Genomic DNA, 14487 nt, shown 5'->3' on the forward strand with positions numbered 1-14487 from the left:
CGAGGGGGCGTCCGGGTCCGATGCGGTGCATGAACCTCGCTCTGAGGGGGCGTCCGGGCGGGCCGCGACGTTCGGTGTCGTCGATCCGGCGACCGGCGAGCGACTCGCCCTGGTCGCCGACGCGGGCCCGGCGGACGCGATCCGCGCCCTCGACGCCGCCGAAGCCGTGCAGGAGTCGTGGGCGGCGACGGCGCCCCGGGTCCGCTCGGAGATCCTGCACCGGGCGTACGAGCTGATGGTCCAGCGCACCGACGAACTCGCCCGGCTCGCGACGCTCGAGATGGGCAGGCCGCTGGCCGAGTCACGCGCCGAGGTGGCGTACGCGGCCGAGTTCCTGCGCTGGTTCGCCGAGGAGGCCGTCCGGATCGGCGGCGACTACCGGGTGGCGCCGGGCGGCGACTTCCGCATCGTCACCACCCGGCAACCGGTCGGACCGTGCTACCTGATCACGCCGTGGAACTTCCCGCTGGCGATGCTCACCCGCAAGATCGGACCGGCCCTGGCCGCGGGCTGCACGGTCATCCTGAAGCCGGCCGAGGCCACCCCGCTGTGCGGGCTCGCGCTCGCCGCGCTGCTCGCCGAGGCGGGCGTGCCGGACGGCGTCGTCAACGTGCTGCCGACCGCCGACCCGGCACGCCTGACCGACGCGCTGCTGGGCGACGGGCGGCTGCGCAAGCTGTCGTTCACCGGCTCCACGGGGGTTGGCGTACGGCTGCTGGAGCAGAGCGCGCGCCACGTGCTGCGGGTCTCCATGGAGTTGGGCGGCAACGCCCCCTTCCTCGTCTTCGACGACGCCGACGTGGACGCCGCGATCGAGGGGGCGATGCTCGCGAAGATGCGCAACATGGGGCAATCCTGCGTGGCCGCGAACCGGTTCATCGTCCACGAGGCGGTGGCGGAGCGGTTCACCGCCGGGCTGCGGGCGAGGTTCGCCGCGCTACGGGTCGGCCCAGGGCTGGACCCGGAGTCACAGGTAGGCCCACTGATCGACGAGGCCGCCCGTACGAAGGTGGCGAGCCTGGTCTCGGACGCGGCCGACAAGGGCGCGACCATCGAGGTGGGCGGTTCCGCGCTTGACCGTCCCGGCTTCTTCTACGCTCCGACCGTAGTCACAGGAGTCCCCGAGGACGCGTCGCTGACCAGCGAGGAGATCTTCGGCCCTGTGGCGGCGATAGCGACGTACCCGGACGAGGCGAGCATGCTCACGGCGGCCAACGCGACCACGGCCGGGCTCGTCGCCTTCGCCTACACCCGGGACGTGAACAGGGCCATGCGCGTGGGCGAGGCCCTGCAGACCGGCATGGTCGGCCTAAACCGGGGCCTCGTCTCCAACCCCGCGGCCCCGTTCGGCGGGGTAAAGCACTCCGGCCTCGGCCGCGAAGGCGGCGAAGAGGGCATCACCGAATACCTGGAACTCAAATACCTCGCCCTCCAAACCTGACCCCGCCGCGGCGTCCGCCGCCCACAACAGTCGTAGGCGGGAACTGAGCCCTGCTCCTTGCGGATGTCGGCGGTGGAGAGGTCCAGTTCCTGCTTGAGGTCTGCGGCGCTGCGTTCCCCGGCTGCCAAGGCGTCGTAGACGCGTAGCCCCGTCCAGTCGAAGTCGGCCCGCCAGTGCAGCCGCGCACCGGCCGCGACGGCCGCGCCGAGTGCCAGCTGGCCAGCGGCCGGGCGACGTCACACCTGAAAGCGATCTCTCCGCGCCTCTGCAGCCGGTCCAGACGACGCTTGACAACCTGAGGGGAAGTGCGCAGCTCCTCCGCCAGATCCGTGTAGCTGAGGCGGCCGTCTGTCCCCAGGGCCAGAAAGAGCTCCCGGTCGGCTGCGGAGAACGGCCGGAACTCCTTGGGGGGCGGTCCGAGTTCACTCCGGACCTGGTCGGACTGGGTCCGGTTGAGCACCCCGATCCTCCATTGCGGTCCGCCGAAGACACGGGAGAAGACATGGCTCCGCACCCGCGTGACCTCCGGTGTGATCGGAAGCCCGCTGAGGAGCACGGACGAGATGGCTCCGAGCGTAGGTGCGACGACCAGCGCGACAATGTCGTACTCGCCGATGGTCACGTTCACGGTGATGACATTCGGCAGCTCGGCGAACGTGGATGCCACCTTGGCCACCGTCCCAGGAGCGCAAGCCACCTCGACGATCGCTCCCCGGAAGCTGGAGCCGCCCAGCGTGACCGACGTCCACGCGGACCGTGCATCGACGAGAGCCTGCCACCTGCGCGCGAGAGTGATCGGGGACAGTTCGAGGGCACGGGCGAGCGTCGTCCAGCTCACCCGGGGATTCAGCTGAAGGGCATCCGTGAGTGCGAGGTCGACCTCGTCGAACATCTGCGCCTCTGTGACATGCTCAGATCCCGTCATAATCCATCCTCAGACAGCACATCAACGGCATTTCATCATCCTCGCAGCAGAAGCGCGAGCCGAGGAGGACCTGAGGTCTCACGACGGAACGTGGGAGAACTGGGTCGCTGGAGTCGGCTGGGATCGTATCGTCGTGGCCTCCTCCTCAAGCCACCAGTACGACGGCATGAATCTCGATCAGATCGCCACCGAGAGAGGAACCTCTCCATTCCAGGCATTGGTCGCTGTTCTGCTACAAGAACGACTCCAGGCGTCTATGACGGTCTTCGCCATGGATGAGGCCGACGTCGCCACAGCGATCAGTCATCCCTTCTCAATGATCGGGTCTGACGGGCTGCCACCGGGAAACGACGGCAAGCCCCATCCACGGATGTTCGGCACCTTCCCGAGAATCCTCGCAAAGTACGTCCGTGACACCGGCCTGCTGTCCCTTCCGGAAGCCGTTCGGAAGATGACGGGACTGCCGGCCGAGGCGTTCGGGATCAACGATCGTGGCCTGATCCGTCAGGGCCTCGCAGCCGATCTGGTGCTCTTCGACGCCGAGACGATCACTGACAGAGCGACATACGAGCAGCCGCAGCGCCCAGCTGACGGAATTCGCATGGTCGTGGTCAATGGGCGGATCGCCGTGGAAGAGGGCGAATACACAGGCGCGCGGGCAGGAAGACGTCTCACCGCCGCCTGAGGCCCGTTCCCTTTCGACTCATGGTGCTCATGGGCGTGTCCGACCGCTTCGCCCGCGAGAAGCCGGGCGGTCAGAGGAAACGGGGCGGGCGCTTTTCCAGGAAGGCATCGACGCCTTCGGCGTATTCGGCGCTGGTGTACGAAGCGTCGTACAACGCACGGACGGGGTCGTCATCGGCGTGCTGACCGTGCAGGATGCGTGCGATGATCTCCTCGCTGCCACGCACCGACACCGGCGCCCGGCTCGCGATGGTCCCCGCGAGCTCGCGCACCCGGGCGGGCAGATCGTTCGCCGGATGAACCTCGTTCACCAGGCCGATCCGCAACGCGGTGGCCGCGTCGAGGTGATCGCCTGTGTAGAGGATTTGGCGCGCCCACGCCGGCCCGACGGCGTCGACGAGCTGCTTGGTCGACGCAAGGCTGTAGACGATGCCGAGTTTGGCGGGGGTGATCCCGAACCGTGCGTCTTCAGAGGCGATGCGCAGGTCGCAGGCGAGCGCCATCTCGCAGCCACCCCCCAGGCAGTAGCCCGATACGGCGGCGATCGTCGGTTTGCGGAGAGTGGCGATCGCCCGCTCGGCGGCGTGCACGATCTCGCTGTAACGGCGAGCCGCCGCGGCTCCTCGCCGGTGCGTGCGGAACTCGCCGATGTCGGCGCCCGCGGAAAAGTGTTCGTTTCCCCGCACGACGAGCACGCGGACCGCGTCGTCGTCCTCGACCGCCTGCATGATGGAGGGCAGCGCGGCCCACATCTCCAGGCTCAGGGCGTTGCGTTTGGCGGGCCGGTCGATCGTGAGGGTGGCGACCGGCCCGGAGCCGTCTAGCCGCAGATGGGGGGTCATCGCTCGAGCCCCGTGGAGCTCAGCCCACGCGCCCGCGGGTCACGCCTGCCCCAACGGCCGGCCTCGACGGCGGCGAGGAACTCGAGGATCGCCCTGTTGAACGCGTCCGGCTCCTCCAGGTTCACGGTGTGCCCTGTCTTCGGGAGCACCAGCAGGCCCGATCGTGGCAGGGTGCGCTTCAGCATGAGTCCCGGCTCCAGGCAGCCTTCGTCCTCGTCGCCCGCGATGACAAGGGCGGGGAGGTCGACCCCCGCCAGCCTGTCGGCGAGTTCGTAAAGCGGAGGACGTTCCCTTTGCACGCTCAGCTGCGTGTTCGCCGAGCCGACCGCCGAGTGCTCCGCCAGTTGCCCGGCGAACCTTCGCCAGCCGAGTGGGTCCTTGCCGGCCAGCTGGACCCGTGTCGGGCCGAGGGCGTAACGCTCGGCCACCTTGGCCATGCCCTCGGCGCGCAGTGAGTCCGCGAGGTGCTCGCACTCGGCACGGAACTCGCTCCGCCGGTCCGGTGCCGAGCCCCACCCGCAGGCCGCCACCACCATGGAACGCACCCGTTCGGGATGTTCCAGCCCCAGGTGCAGCGTGCAGAACCCTCCCATCGAGAGCCCGACCACGTGGGCACGGTCGACCTCCAGCGCGTCCAGTACGGCGATCGCGTCGGCGACCGCGTGCCGCTGGCTGTAGTCGGCCGGGTCCTCGGGCACGTCGGAGGGAGGGTAGCCGCGGGCACTGTAGGTGATGCAGCGGTACCGCGTGGCGAGGGCGCCGACCTGCGGCGCCCAGCTGCGGTGGTCGCCGGCGAACTCGTGGATGAACAGGACGGGCGTGCCGCTGCCGTGTTCCTCGGCGTACAGGTTGACGCCGTCGGGCGTCCGGACCATGACCATTCCACTCTCTTTCCGGTCAGGCGTTGCGGTGGACGAGCACGCTTCAGGCGTTGGGGCGGACCAGCACGCGGGCGACCCGACCGGCCGCCATGTCGTCGAAGGCCGCGTCAATGCCGTGAAGGTCGGTCTCCCGGTTGATGAGTGCGGTCAGGTCGAGGGTGCCGTCGACGGCGTGCTTGTAAAGACGGGGCAGATCGCGGTCGGGGTCCAGCGAGCCGGCCACGCAGCCGGTGATCGTGCGGGCGAAGTGGAACAGCTCCAGTGCGGAGAACTCCACCTTCTGGTCCTTGCCTCCGATGCCCACGATCGTGACCCGCCCGCCGCGGCGTGTCATGCCGTAGGCGTCGCGGATGGTCGCCGCCAGCCCGACGCAGTCCAGAGCGTGGTCGGCACCCCGGCCGCCGGTCAGGGCGCGCACCTGCTTGCGCGCGTCTGGACCGGCTTCGAGTGTGTCGGTCGCGCCCAGGGATCGGGCGAGGTCGAACTTGGTCGCCTCCCGGTCGATGGCGATGATCGAACCGGCGCCGGCGAGCCGTGCGCCCTGGACGGCGGACAGGCCGACGCCTCCCAGTCCGATGACGACGACCGACTCGCCCGGCTGCACCCCGGCCGTCGTCCACACAGCGCCGACGCCGGTGGTGACGGCGCAGCCGAGCAGGGCGGCTTGGCTGAACGACAGCTCATCGGGCACGAGCCGGGTGGCCGCGGCGGGCAGCACGGTTTCCTGGGCGAACGCCCCGGTGGCCAGCCCTGGGAACAGGTCGGTCCCGTCGGCGTCCGAGCCGTGCGGTTGCGCGCTGCGGTCGGCGGCATGCTCGCAAAGGTGCGGCTCGCCCCGTCCGCAGTGCCAGCACTCGCCGCATGGCGGGTTCCACAGCAGGACGACCCGGTCGCCCTCCTTGCGGTCGGTGACCTCGGAACCGACCTCCACGATGGTGCCCGCGGCCTCGTGCCCGAGGACCGCCGGCAGTGGCTGGTGAAGCACCCCGCGGGCCAGCGACAGGTCGGAGTGGCAGACGCTGGCCGCCTCGATGCCGATGCGCACGTCCCGCGGGCCGAGGGGACGCAACCGGATCTGCTCGACGGTGAGAGGCGCGCCGGCCTCACGCAGCACGGCGGCACGGATGGTTCGGGTATCGGACATTACGCCACCTCACATTTGCAGGGACTTGACGTCGAGGAACTCGACGAGGCCATGAACGCCGAACTCGCGTCCATTGCCGGACTGCTTGTAGCCGCCGAACGGGGCCAGGGAATTGAACCTGCCGCCGTTGATGTCGACCTGCCCGGTGCGCATGCCCCGGGCGAACGCCACCGCTCGGTCGTTCGAGGCGCTCCACACGGCTCCGGCCAGGCCGTAGTCGGTGGAGGCCTCGATGCGCAGCGCGTCGGCGTCGTCGTCGTACCCGAGGATGCTGAGCACCGGACCGAAGATCTCCTCACGGGCGATGCGCATCTCGGTGGTGACGTCGCCGAACACGGTCGGCGCCACGTGGTATCCCTGCTCCGGGAGGCCCTCCACGCCGGGGCCGCCGGCCACCAGACGGGCGCCCTCGGCGAGGCCGGTGTCGATGTAGCCGAGCACCCGGTCCCGCTGGGCGGCGCTGACCAGCGGGCCGAGCGTGTCACCGGGCCGGTGTCGGCCGATGAACTCCGCCACCAGCGCCTCCACGTCTGCCATCCGGCCGCGCGGGACCACCAGCCGCGTCCAGGCAGTGCAGGTCTGCCCGGTGTTGAGGAAGCAGTTGGCCAGCGTCACCTTGACCGCGGTGGACAGAAGGTCACCGTCGACGTCGTCGAGCACCACGCTGGCCGACTTGCCACCCAGTTCCAGAGCCACCCGCTTGACCGTGGCCGCGGCGACGGCCCCGATGTGACGGCCCACCGCGGTGGACCCGGTGAAGGACACCATGTCCACGCCCGGGTGCGCGGCCAGTGCCTCGCCCACCACACGGCCTTCGCCGGGGACGAGGTTGAAGACGCCCGCGGGCAGACCCGCGTCGGCGACGGCGTTGGCCAGCACGTAGGCCGACAACGGGGTCAGTTCGGCCGGCTTCAGCACGACGGTGCATCCGGCGGCGAGAGCCGGTGCGACCTTGGCCATGGCCTGGTGCAGCGGGTAGTTCCACGGAGTGATGGCCGCGACCACCCCGACCGGCTCCCGTACGACCAGGCTGTTGCCGATGTGCTCCTCGAAGCCGAAGCTCTCGGCGACGTCCGCGGTCTGCGCCAGCACCTGGAGCGGGAGGCCGACCTGCACCCGCTGCGCGAGCTTCTCCGGCGCCCCCATCTCCGCCCGGACCGCCGCGACCAGCGCGTCGGTACGCCGCGTCAGCTCCTCGTGCAGCCGCCGCAGCGCCTGGGCGCGCTCGGCCACCGGGGTCGCGGCCCAGCCCGGGAACGCCGCCCGGGCCGCCGCGACCGCGCGGTCCACGTCGCCGGCCCCGGCCTCCGGTACCGATCCGACGACGGCGCCGGTGGCCGGGTCCTCGACGTCGCGGCGGGCGTGGCCGGTGGGCGCGACCCACTCGCCGCCGATGTAGATGGTGTCTCGGTGTGTCATGAGCATGGTCCTTTGTTGGTCCTGCGGAGCTCCCGGGTGGGAGCTCCGCATTCCGCTACTGGATCTTCGTCAGGTCTCGGTTGCGGGTCTCCGGGGCGAACAGCAGCGTCACCGAGGTGACGGCCGCGCACAGCGCGATGTAGCCGGCGATCGGAACCCACGAGTTGAACGTCGTCAGCAGCCACGTGCCGATGATCGGCGCAAGCGACCCCGCGAAGATCGTGGTGATCTGGACGCCCAGCGAGGAGCCGGAGTAACGAATCCGGGTGGGGAACAGCTCGGCGAAGAACGCCGCCTGGGGTCCGTACATCAGCCCGTGCAGCAGGAGCCCGATGATGAGCGCGAACGTGATCAGGACGAAGCTGCCGCTCCCGAGCAGCGGGAACAGCGCGAAGGCGAACAGCAGCGTTCCGACCGCTCCGAGGAGATAGACCGGCTTGCGCCCGTACCGGTCGGAAAGGTGGCCGAACAGCGGGACGGCCGCGGACTCCAGGGCGCTCGCGATGAGCAGTGCCGACAGCGCCTTGCCCTTCCCGATCCCGACGTGGTCCAGGTAGACCAGGGTGAACGCCGTCATGATGTAGTACAGGACGTTGATCACGAAGTAGCTGCCGATCGCGATCAGCAGCTGCCGCCGGTAGCGGGTGAAGAGCTCGGCCACCGGGGCCTGCGCGGGCTTGGTCCGCGACTCTTCGAGCTTGCGCCGTTCCTCCTGGAACACCGCCGATTCCGTGATCGACATCCGGATGTAGTAGCCGATAACGAGCAGCACCGAGGAGAGAAGGAAGGGCACCCGCCAGCCCCACGCGATGAACGCCTCGTCGGAGAGCAGGGCGACCATCACTGCCAGCACTCCGGTGGCGAGCATGTTGCCGAGCGGCGCGCCAATCTGCGGCCAGCTCGCCCAGAAGCCCCGGTGGCGCGGCTTGCTGTGCTCGGCTACCAGGAGCACGGCCCCGCCCCATTCGCCGCCGATGGCCACACCTTGGATGATCCGCAGGAGTACCAGCAGGATCGGGGCCGCGAGGCCGATGCTGTTGTAGGTGGGCAGTGCCCCGATGAGCACGGTGGAGCCGCCCATGAGGACCAGGCTCAGCATGAGCAGCCGCTTGCGGCCCAACCGGTCGCCGAAGTGGCCGAAGATCAGTCCGCCGGCGGGACGGGCGACGAAGCCGATCGCGTACGTGGTCAGAGCCAGCATCGTTCCGACGAGTGGGTCGCTCTGGGGGAAGAACAGCTTGTTGAAGATCAGCGTGGCCGCTGTGCCGTATACGAAGAAGTCGTACCATTCGATCGTCGTACCGACGAGGCTCGCGGCCACGACCCTGCGGACGTAGCCACCTTTGCTCACGGCGGCTTTGCCGGCCGTGACATCCTCGAGCGTCATGATGGTCCCTCTCAGGGGGCTCGCTCCGGCTCATTCGTCGCCGGAGCGTTGTGGCAAAGTTGTGGGGTTTTCGGGACCGTCGCTGTCAGGATCCCGGGAAGAGCCCGAGTTCCCGCAAGACTTCAGCGGTGTGTTCGCCGAGGTCGGGCGGAGGGCGAAGCACTCCGGCGGTCTCCCCGTCGATACGCCACGGAGCCCCTGGAGCACGGACGGTGCCGAGCCGAGGGTGATCGGCCTCCAGCACCATGCGGTCCTGGACCGCTGGATCGGTGAAAACTTCGGCCAGGTCCCGGATCGGGCCGGCCGGCACACCTGCCTCGGCCGTGCATGCGAGCACGGCCTGCCTCGTCATGGACGAGAGGGTGGCCCCGAGTTCCTTGTGCAGCGCGTCCCGGTTGACCACCCTGGACTGGTTGTCGGAGAAGCGGGAGTCGGTGGCGAGTTGCGGCCGGCCGAGCGCGGTGCACAGCCGCTCCCACTGCCGGTCGTTGCCGACTGAGATGTTGACCAGGCCGTTCGCCACCTCGAAGGTCCCGTACGGCGCCACCGTACCGTGGTGGTTACCGGTCCTGACCGGCGACCGGCCCGTCGCGAAGTAGTTGCCCGCGTGGTAGACGAGCATGGACACCAGGGAATCCTGCATGGCGATGTCCAGATAGCCGCCCCGACCGGTGCGCTCCCGGCGGAGCAGCGCGGCCATCACGGCCTGAGCCGCCGACATGCCCGCGGCGACGTCACCGATGGGCACCCCGGTCTTCACCGGGTCGGCGTCGGGACGGCCGGTCAGGCTCATCCAGCCGGACGTGCCCTGGACGACCTGGTCGTACCCGGGGTCACTGCGGTCCGCGCCGAAACCCGAGATCGAACAGTAGACCAGCCGCGGGTGGCGTGCCGTGAGCTCCTCGTGGCCGAGTCCTAGCCGCCGGGCCGTGCCCGGCCGCCAGTTCTCGACGAGGACGTCGGCGCTCGCGACGAGCCTTGACGCCGCCTCACGCCCGGCCTCCGACTTCAGGTCCAGCACGATGCTGCGCTTGTTCCGGTTGATGGTCAGGAAGTACGCGGCGGTGTCCCCGACGAACGGCGGTCCCCAACTGCGGGAATCGTCGCCGGTGCCCGGGCGTTCGACCTTCACCACATCCGCGCCGAGGTCGGCCAGCAGCAACGTACAGAACGGTCCGGACAGGGCCTGCGAGAAGTCCGCGATGCGGACGCCCGCCAGTGGGAGATCACTCAATTGACACTCTTGCCGTAAGATCCTCTGTTGTGCCACGATGTGGCACAAACGGGGAAGTTGTTCCATTAAGTGCCTGTGACCCTAAAGTCCGGTTTGGAGCCTGTCAATATGCAATCCGTGGTCACGACGTTGCGCGTGCTGGATGTGGTGGCAACTCGCCAGCCCGTCGGGGTCAGCGAGCTCGCCCGGGAGATGGACCTGCCCAAGAGCACCGTCCAGCGTGCGTTGCAGGCGCTCGCGTCGGCCGGCTGGATCCGGCCGGCCGGCGCCGAGACGACGCGGTGGGTGCTGACCACCAAGCCCCTGGGCCTTGCGATGCGTGTCGACGCCGACACCGGCGTGCGCGAGGCCGCTCTGCCCGTCATGGCGGAACTACGGGACCGGACCGGCGAGTCCGTGCACCTGGCGATCCGGGAAGGACGCGAGATCGTCATCATCGAACGCATGGAGGCGACCCGGCCCGTACGCATCCATTGGCCCGCCGGCACACGGTCGGCATGCCACGCGACCGCGAACGGTAAGGCGATCTTGGCCTACCTGGGCCCGCTGGAGCTGGCCGAAGCGCTGGGCAGCCCGCTCCCCGGGTACACCGAGGCGACGATCACCAATCGGGACACCCTCGAAGCGGAGCTCGCGACCGTCCGCGCCCGGGGCTACGCCCTGGCCAAGCGGGAACTCCGCGACGACATCTTCTCGGTCGCCGCCCCCATCATGTCCGCTGGCCAGGTCCCGGTCGCCTCACTCAGCGTCTTCCTCCCGCTCCACCGGCTCCCGGAGGACGGCGGCGCCGAGCTGGGCGAACTCGTCATGCAGAGCACCAGGCAGATCAGCAGGTCCTTCGGCGCGGGCTGAGCGTCCGCTCGGCTGGTGAGAGCGATCCAGCGAAAGGACGCGCCCCTGGTTCGGGTGTCGGCGTCTCCCGGACCGCCTTCGCCGGCGACGTCATGATCGGCTTCCGCGCGGTCGTCGCCGACGTGATGTCGCCGGCCCTCCGGTCACCACCCGACCGACCTGCCACGCTCGGCGTACGCGTGCGACCTGCACCGCACCGCCTGGCAGACCGTATGGACCGACCCCCGAAGCCTCCTCAGCGGGGTGCCGCGGGTGGTGACAAGCGGCCGTGGGTGGGGCCGTGACGGCGGATTAGGATATTAATGAGTAGGTAGTCGGCCTCGTGCTTCACCTGCGCCGACGGGCACCCAGGGGGTGCGAGATGACCATCTTTAATGTGATCTTCGTGGCCTTGATCCTCGGCACGGCGTGGCTGGCGACGAGCGTGCGCATCGTCCGGCAGTTCGAACGGGGCGTCGTCTACCGGTTCGGGCGCGTGCGATCGGCGATCCGCGGACCCGGGCTGGCGCTGCTGGTGCCGATCGCCGACCGTCTGCAGAAGGTCAACCTTCAGATCATCACGATGCCGGTACCCGGCCAGGACGGCATCACCCGCGACAACGTGACGGTCCGCGTGGACGCCGTCGTGTATTTCAATGTCATCGACCCGATGCGGGTGGCCGTCGACGTGCAGGACTACGTGTCCGCCATCGGCCAGGTCGCGCAGACCTCGCTGCGGTCGATCATCGGCAAGAGCGAGCTCGACGACCTGCTGTCCAACCGGGAGCAACTCAACCAGGGCCTGGAACTGATGATCGACAGTCCGGCGCTCGGCTGGGGGGTGCACATCGACCGCGTGGAGATCAAGGACGTGGCGCTGCCCGAGTCGATGAAGCGGTCGATCGCCCGCCAGGCCGAGGCCGAGCGCGAGCGGCGGGCCCGCGTCATCACCGCCGACGGAGAACTGCAGGCCTCCGCCAAGCTGAGCCAGGCCGCCGAAACCATGGCACGGCACCCGGCCGCGCTGCAACTGCGCCTGCTCCAGACCGTGGTCGAAGTCGCCGCCGAGAAGAACTCGACGCTCGTGCTGCCCTTCCCTGTAGAGCTGCTCAGGTTCCTGGAAAGAGCGACACCCGTCGAGGAGGACGGCCGGTCGGATGGTGCCGCGGCCACGCCGTCCGACATGGCGCCTGCCAGGGACAAGAGCCCGTTGATCTCGTGAACCTGATGCCTATGGGCAGCAGGGTTGGGATCAGCTCGCTCAGCGGCACGCAGCGCGCGGCCTGGGCCCTGTTTGACTGCGCTCGGCCATGCGCAGTCGTGGGAGCACGAGTCAGACCGGGATGACCTTGGGGAGTGGCGGAGATGCGAACCAGCCGGGCTTGTGTTTGCGCAGCAGGGCCTCGCCGTCTCGCTCCCAGGAGAAACCCGGCTTCTTGAGCAGCTTGCGGAAGAGCCGGTCGGTCTTGTCGGGGTCCTGGGCGGCGAGTCGTCTCAGCGGCACAGGCGTGACGTCCTCGCCCCGCAGGTAGCCGGTCACCACGTCGCGGTACCGCCGGCGGATGATCAGCTCGGGGTTGGCGAAGACCTCCTGCGCCACGTCGAACCCTCGGTAGAAGCCCAGGCCGTCCTCCTCATCGAAGATGATCCCCACCATCTCCTGAGAGTCGAAGCCGAGAGGCGGCAGGTCGGGCTCGGTCCATGGCCCGGCCTTGCTGCCCGCGCGCTCGTAGTCGTGCCGGTAGAACGCGATCATCTTCTCGTCCACCTCGTTCCCCGGCAGGACGATCAGATCGCTTCCATAGAGGCCGATGAACGACTCGCGCTGCTGCGCCTGAATTTCGCGGGCCCGGGCCAGCTTCGCCGGGTTACGGAAGACCATCTTGGGATGGCTCATCTGAAGTTGCCGCACGCCCGCCAGCGCGTCCTTGGCGTCTTCCGGAGGGAAGCCCATCGAGGCACCGCTGATCATCCAGTCGTCGCCCACCGGGACGACATTTCCGATCATCACCGCACCCGGGACGAGGTGCTTGATCCCTTCGGCGCCCATGTTGGAGCGGACCCGGTAAGTCAGCTCGTCGATGCGGTTGACGGCGATGACGCCGTCGTCTCCGTAGGGTTCCTTGCTCTCGAAGACTCCCTGCACGTAGTCCGACCAGGACAGCAGCAGTGCCCGGGCCTCGCCGGTGAACCGCTCGGCGAAGATCTCCAGCACCGTTTGCCCGAACTCCAGGCGTTGGTTGTAGATGAACGACTCGATCGTGGCGGACAGCAGCGCCTCGTCGTCGACCACCCCGCCGGGAAAGGCCGCCGAGATCGCCTTCTCGAGAGCCTGGCCGAACCGGGGCGACATCGCGAACTCCACCAGCTCGCCCTTCAGATCGCCGGCCAGCTCCATCAGATCCACTACGTCCTCCCGATCCCTCCAGCTGCCGCCAACATATCGAGCCCGACGTGGCAAGCCCGCATGAAGCAGAAGGCCCAGCTCGGGAAGGTGGGGGTTGAGGTCATCGTCCGCGAACGGTTCCAGGAGCGCGATGCCCCGCCGCGCCAGCCGTACGGCGTCTGCGGGGTGGCTGAGCTGGGCGCGGCACCAGGCGAGCCGGTCCAGGCAGAAGGCATGCAGCCCGGGAACCTCGCGGATGGTTGCGGCCAGGGCCTCGGCGCGTTCCGCCGCCTCCTTGGTGCGCTTCGTCCCGATCAGGGAGCCGGACAGGTCGGCGAGCGCCTCGGCAGCTCCACGCCGGGCTCCTCGTGGGCTTCGAACACCTTGACCCTGAGCGCGGCGGCGTGTGCCGCCTCGTCAAATCATCCGGTCGCCGTCGCGTACCCTGCGGCCGCGCGCAGGGAGAGCAGCAGGTCGGCTCGATGGCCTCAGGATCCTTGGCGTGCAGCCGGTGCCGGATGCCGGCGGTGCGGTCGGCTGTCGCCCAGGCGAGGTCCAGGTCACCCAGAGCGGAGTGGTACCAGGAGAGGTTCTGCAGCATTACCGCCAAATCGCGCAGGTGCTTCGGCTCGTCCGCGACGAGCCGATCGTGGACTGCTACCGCACGTTCGGCGGCGTCGCGAGCACGCCCTTTCTTACCGAACACGCGCAGACGGACGGGCCAGGCCGTTGAGTGCGTTCGCCAGTTCGTGCGGCTGATCGATCTGCTGGTAGAGAGTGACGGACTTCTGGCTGGCCGCGGAGGCCTCCTCGGCGCGTCCCAGTGAGCCGAGTTTGTAAGCCAGGTTGTTCGAGGTTCCGGCCAGGTTGGGCCGGAACCTCAGGTCACGTGTGCTTATGGCTTGATTAAGCCAATGTGAACTCGACACACAAAGGTGTGTCATGCCGTTCCGGCCTCCGCCGGAAGCCGGGCAAGGCCGGGAGACATATCCGGCAGCGCAGGGAAGGGGGAATAGGCTCGAGGCCGCGGGGAGCGCGAACGACCGTCTTACGCGGAACTCGGCGGTGATCGGTGACGTGCTCTTATCCGGCGTAGTGGCGCCTAGAGGGCTGGTAGACGACCAGTGGGCCACGCTCGCGAGGGGGCACCCACGTCAAGCACGCTTGATAAAATGCTTCTGAATCCTATTCACAAGCTATATGCTGCTGTCGGCGGATAGCGCAAGGGGTGAGATGAGGCCGATCCTGTTGACTCAGGCTGTGATCCCGTCGCGGAGATCAGGCGTCACACAGATACGCCCAGTAACAGTGCC

At 68.8% G+C, this 14487-nt stretch carries 12 protein-coding genes; 4 read left to right on the top strand and 8 right to left on the bottom strand.

What is annotated here, in order from left to right:
* Positions 1-25: 25 nt before the first annotated feature.
* Complete coding sequence (locus tag ABD810_RS18330) at positions 26-1441, top strand: NAD-dependent succinate-semialdehyde dehydrogenase (RefSeq protein ID WP_344941142.1); 1416 nt, start codon at positions 26-28, stop codon at positions 1439-1441.
* Here the strand turns inward: ABD810_RS18330 and ABD810_RS18335 are convergent.
* The gene (locus tag ABD810_RS18335) at positions 1416-2366 is read right to left on the bottom strand and encodes an AsnC family transcriptional regulator (protein ID WP_344941145.1); all 951 of its coding nucleotides are present in this window, start codon (positions 2364-2366) and stop codon (positions 1416-1418) included. The two genes, ABD810_RS18330 and ABD810_RS18335, sit on opposite strands and share 26 nt — an antisense overlap.
* Before the next feature lie 133 nt (positions 2367-2499).
* Here ABD810_RS18335 and ABD810_RS18340 point away from each other — a divergent pair, with 133 nt between their 5' ends.
* Positions 2500-3051 carry an amidohydrolase family protein gene (locus ABD810_RS18340; RefSeq protein ID WP_344941148.1) on the top strand — a complete coding sequence of 184 codons (552 nt, stop codon included), beginning with the start codon at positions 2500-2502 and terminating at the stop codon, positions 3049-3051.
* Between the two features lie 70 nt (positions 3052-3121).
* Here ABD810_RS18340 and ABD810_RS18345 read toward each other — a convergent pair whose 3' ends face one another.
* The 6 genes from ABD810_RS18345 to ABD810_RS18370 form a co-directional block, all read right to left on the bottom strand.
* Positions 3122-3892 (bottom strand): enoyl-CoA hydratase/isomerase family protein, encoded by a 771-nt coding sequence (locus ABD810_RS18345; RefSeq protein WP_344941153.1) that lies wholly within the window; start codon positions 3890-3892, stop codon positions 3122-3124.
* A complete protein-coding gene (locus ABD810_RS18350; RefSeq protein WP_344941156.1) occupies positions 3889-4773 on the bottom strand; it encodes an alpha/beta fold hydrolase in 885 nt (294 codons plus the stop codon). The genes ABD810_RS18345 and ABD810_RS18350 overlap by 4 nt, the downstream gene beginning before the upstream one ends.
* A 43-nt stretch (positions 4774-4816) precedes the next feature.
* Positions 4817-5917, bottom strand: a complete 1101-nt coding sequence (locus ABD810_RS18355; RefSeq protein WP_344941161.1) for a zinc-binding dehydrogenase — start codon at positions 5915-5917, stop codon at positions 4817-4819.
* A 9-nt stretch (positions 5918-5926) separates the two neighbouring features.
* Entirely contained in the window at positions 5927-7336 is a 1410-nt protein-coding gene (locus ABD810_RS18360; protein ID WP_344941166.1) for an aldehyde dehydrogenase family protein, read from the bottom strand.
* A 55-nt stretch (positions 7337-7391) separates the two neighbouring features.
* Positions 7392-8723: an MFS transporter gene (locus ABD810_RS18365; RefSeq protein WP_344941171.1), complete on the bottom strand. Its 1332-nt coding sequence runs from the start codon at positions 8721-8723 to the stop codon at positions 7392-7394.
* 85 nt (positions 8724-8808) lie between these two features.
* A complete protein-coding gene (locus ABD810_RS18370; protein ID WP_344941176.1) occupies positions 8809-9957 on the bottom strand; it encodes a CaiB/BaiF CoA transferase family protein in 1149 nt (382 codons plus the stop codon).
* Between the two features lie 108 nt (positions 9958-10065).
* On the opposite strand from ABD810_RS18370, the gene ABD810_RS18375 reads away from it, so the two are divergent.
* Both ABD810_RS18375 and ABD810_RS18380 read left to right on the top strand, forming a co-directional pair.
* Complete coding sequence (locus tag ABD810_RS18375; protein WP_344941179.1) at positions 10066-10809, top strand: IclR family transcriptional regulator; 744 nt, start codon at positions 10066-10068, stop codon at positions 10807-10809.
* Positions 10810-11170: 361 nt separating this feature from the next.
* Positions 11171-12010 (top strand): SPFH domain-containing protein, encoded by an 840-nt coding sequence (locus ABD810_RS18380; protein ID WP_344941184.1) that lies wholly within the window; start codon positions 11171-11173, stop codon positions 12008-12010.
* Between the two features lie 111 nt (positions 12011-12121).
* On the opposite strand, the gene ABD810_RS18385 is transcribed toward ABD810_RS18380, so the two are convergent.
* Positions 12122-13195 (bottom strand): hypothetical protein, encoded by a 1074-nt coding sequence (locus ABD810_RS18385; RefSeq protein ID WP_344941187.1) that lies wholly within the window; start codon positions 13193-13195, stop codon positions 12122-12124.
* Between the last annotated feature and the right edge of the window lie 1292 nt (positions 13196-14487).

Origin of the sequence: Sphaerisporangium flaviroseum (genome assembly GCF_039537005.1) — a bacterium.
GTDB classification, from domain to species: domain Bacteria; phylum Actinomycetota; class Actinomycetes; order Streptosporangiales; family Streptosporangiaceae; genus Sphaerisporangium; species Sphaerisporangium flaviroseum.

What these genes read in the sequence shown, in the direction of transcription:
- ABD810_RS18355 (WP_344941161.1), bottom strand. Translation starts at nt 5,917, where the DNA reads ATGTCCGATACCCGAACCATCCGTGCCGCCGTGCTGCGTGAGGCCGGC.
- ABD810_RS18375 (WP_344941179.1), top strand. Translation starts at nt 10,066, where the DNA reads ATGCAATCCGTGGTCACGACGTTGCGCGTGCTGGATGTGGTGGCAACT.
- ABD810_RS18365 (WP_344941171.1), bottom strand. Translation starts at nt 8,723, where the DNA reads ATGACGCTCGAGGATGTCACGGCCGGCAAAGCCGCCGTGAGCAAAGGT.
- ABD810_RS18335 (WP_344941145.1), bottom strand. Translation starts at nt 2,366, where the DNA reads ATGACGGGATCTGAGCATGTCACAGAGGCGCAGATGTTCGACGAGGTC.
- ABD810_RS18380 (WP_344941184.1), top strand. Translation starts at nt 11,171, where the DNA reads ATGACCATCTTTAATGTGATCTTCGTGGCCTTGATCCTCGGCACGGCG.
- ABD810_RS18345 (WP_344941153.1), bottom strand. Translation starts at nt 3,892, where the DNA reads ATGACCCCCCATCTGCGGCTAGACGGCTCCGGGCCGGTCGCCACCCTC.
- ABD810_RS18350 (WP_344941156.1), bottom strand. Translation starts at nt 4,773, where the DNA reads ATGGTCATGGTCCGGACGCCCGACGGCGTCAACCTGTACGCCGAGGAA.
- ABD810_RS18360 (WP_344941166.1), bottom strand. Translation starts at nt 7,336, where the DNA reads ATGACACACCGAGACACCATCTACATCGGCGGCGAGTGGGTCGCGCCC.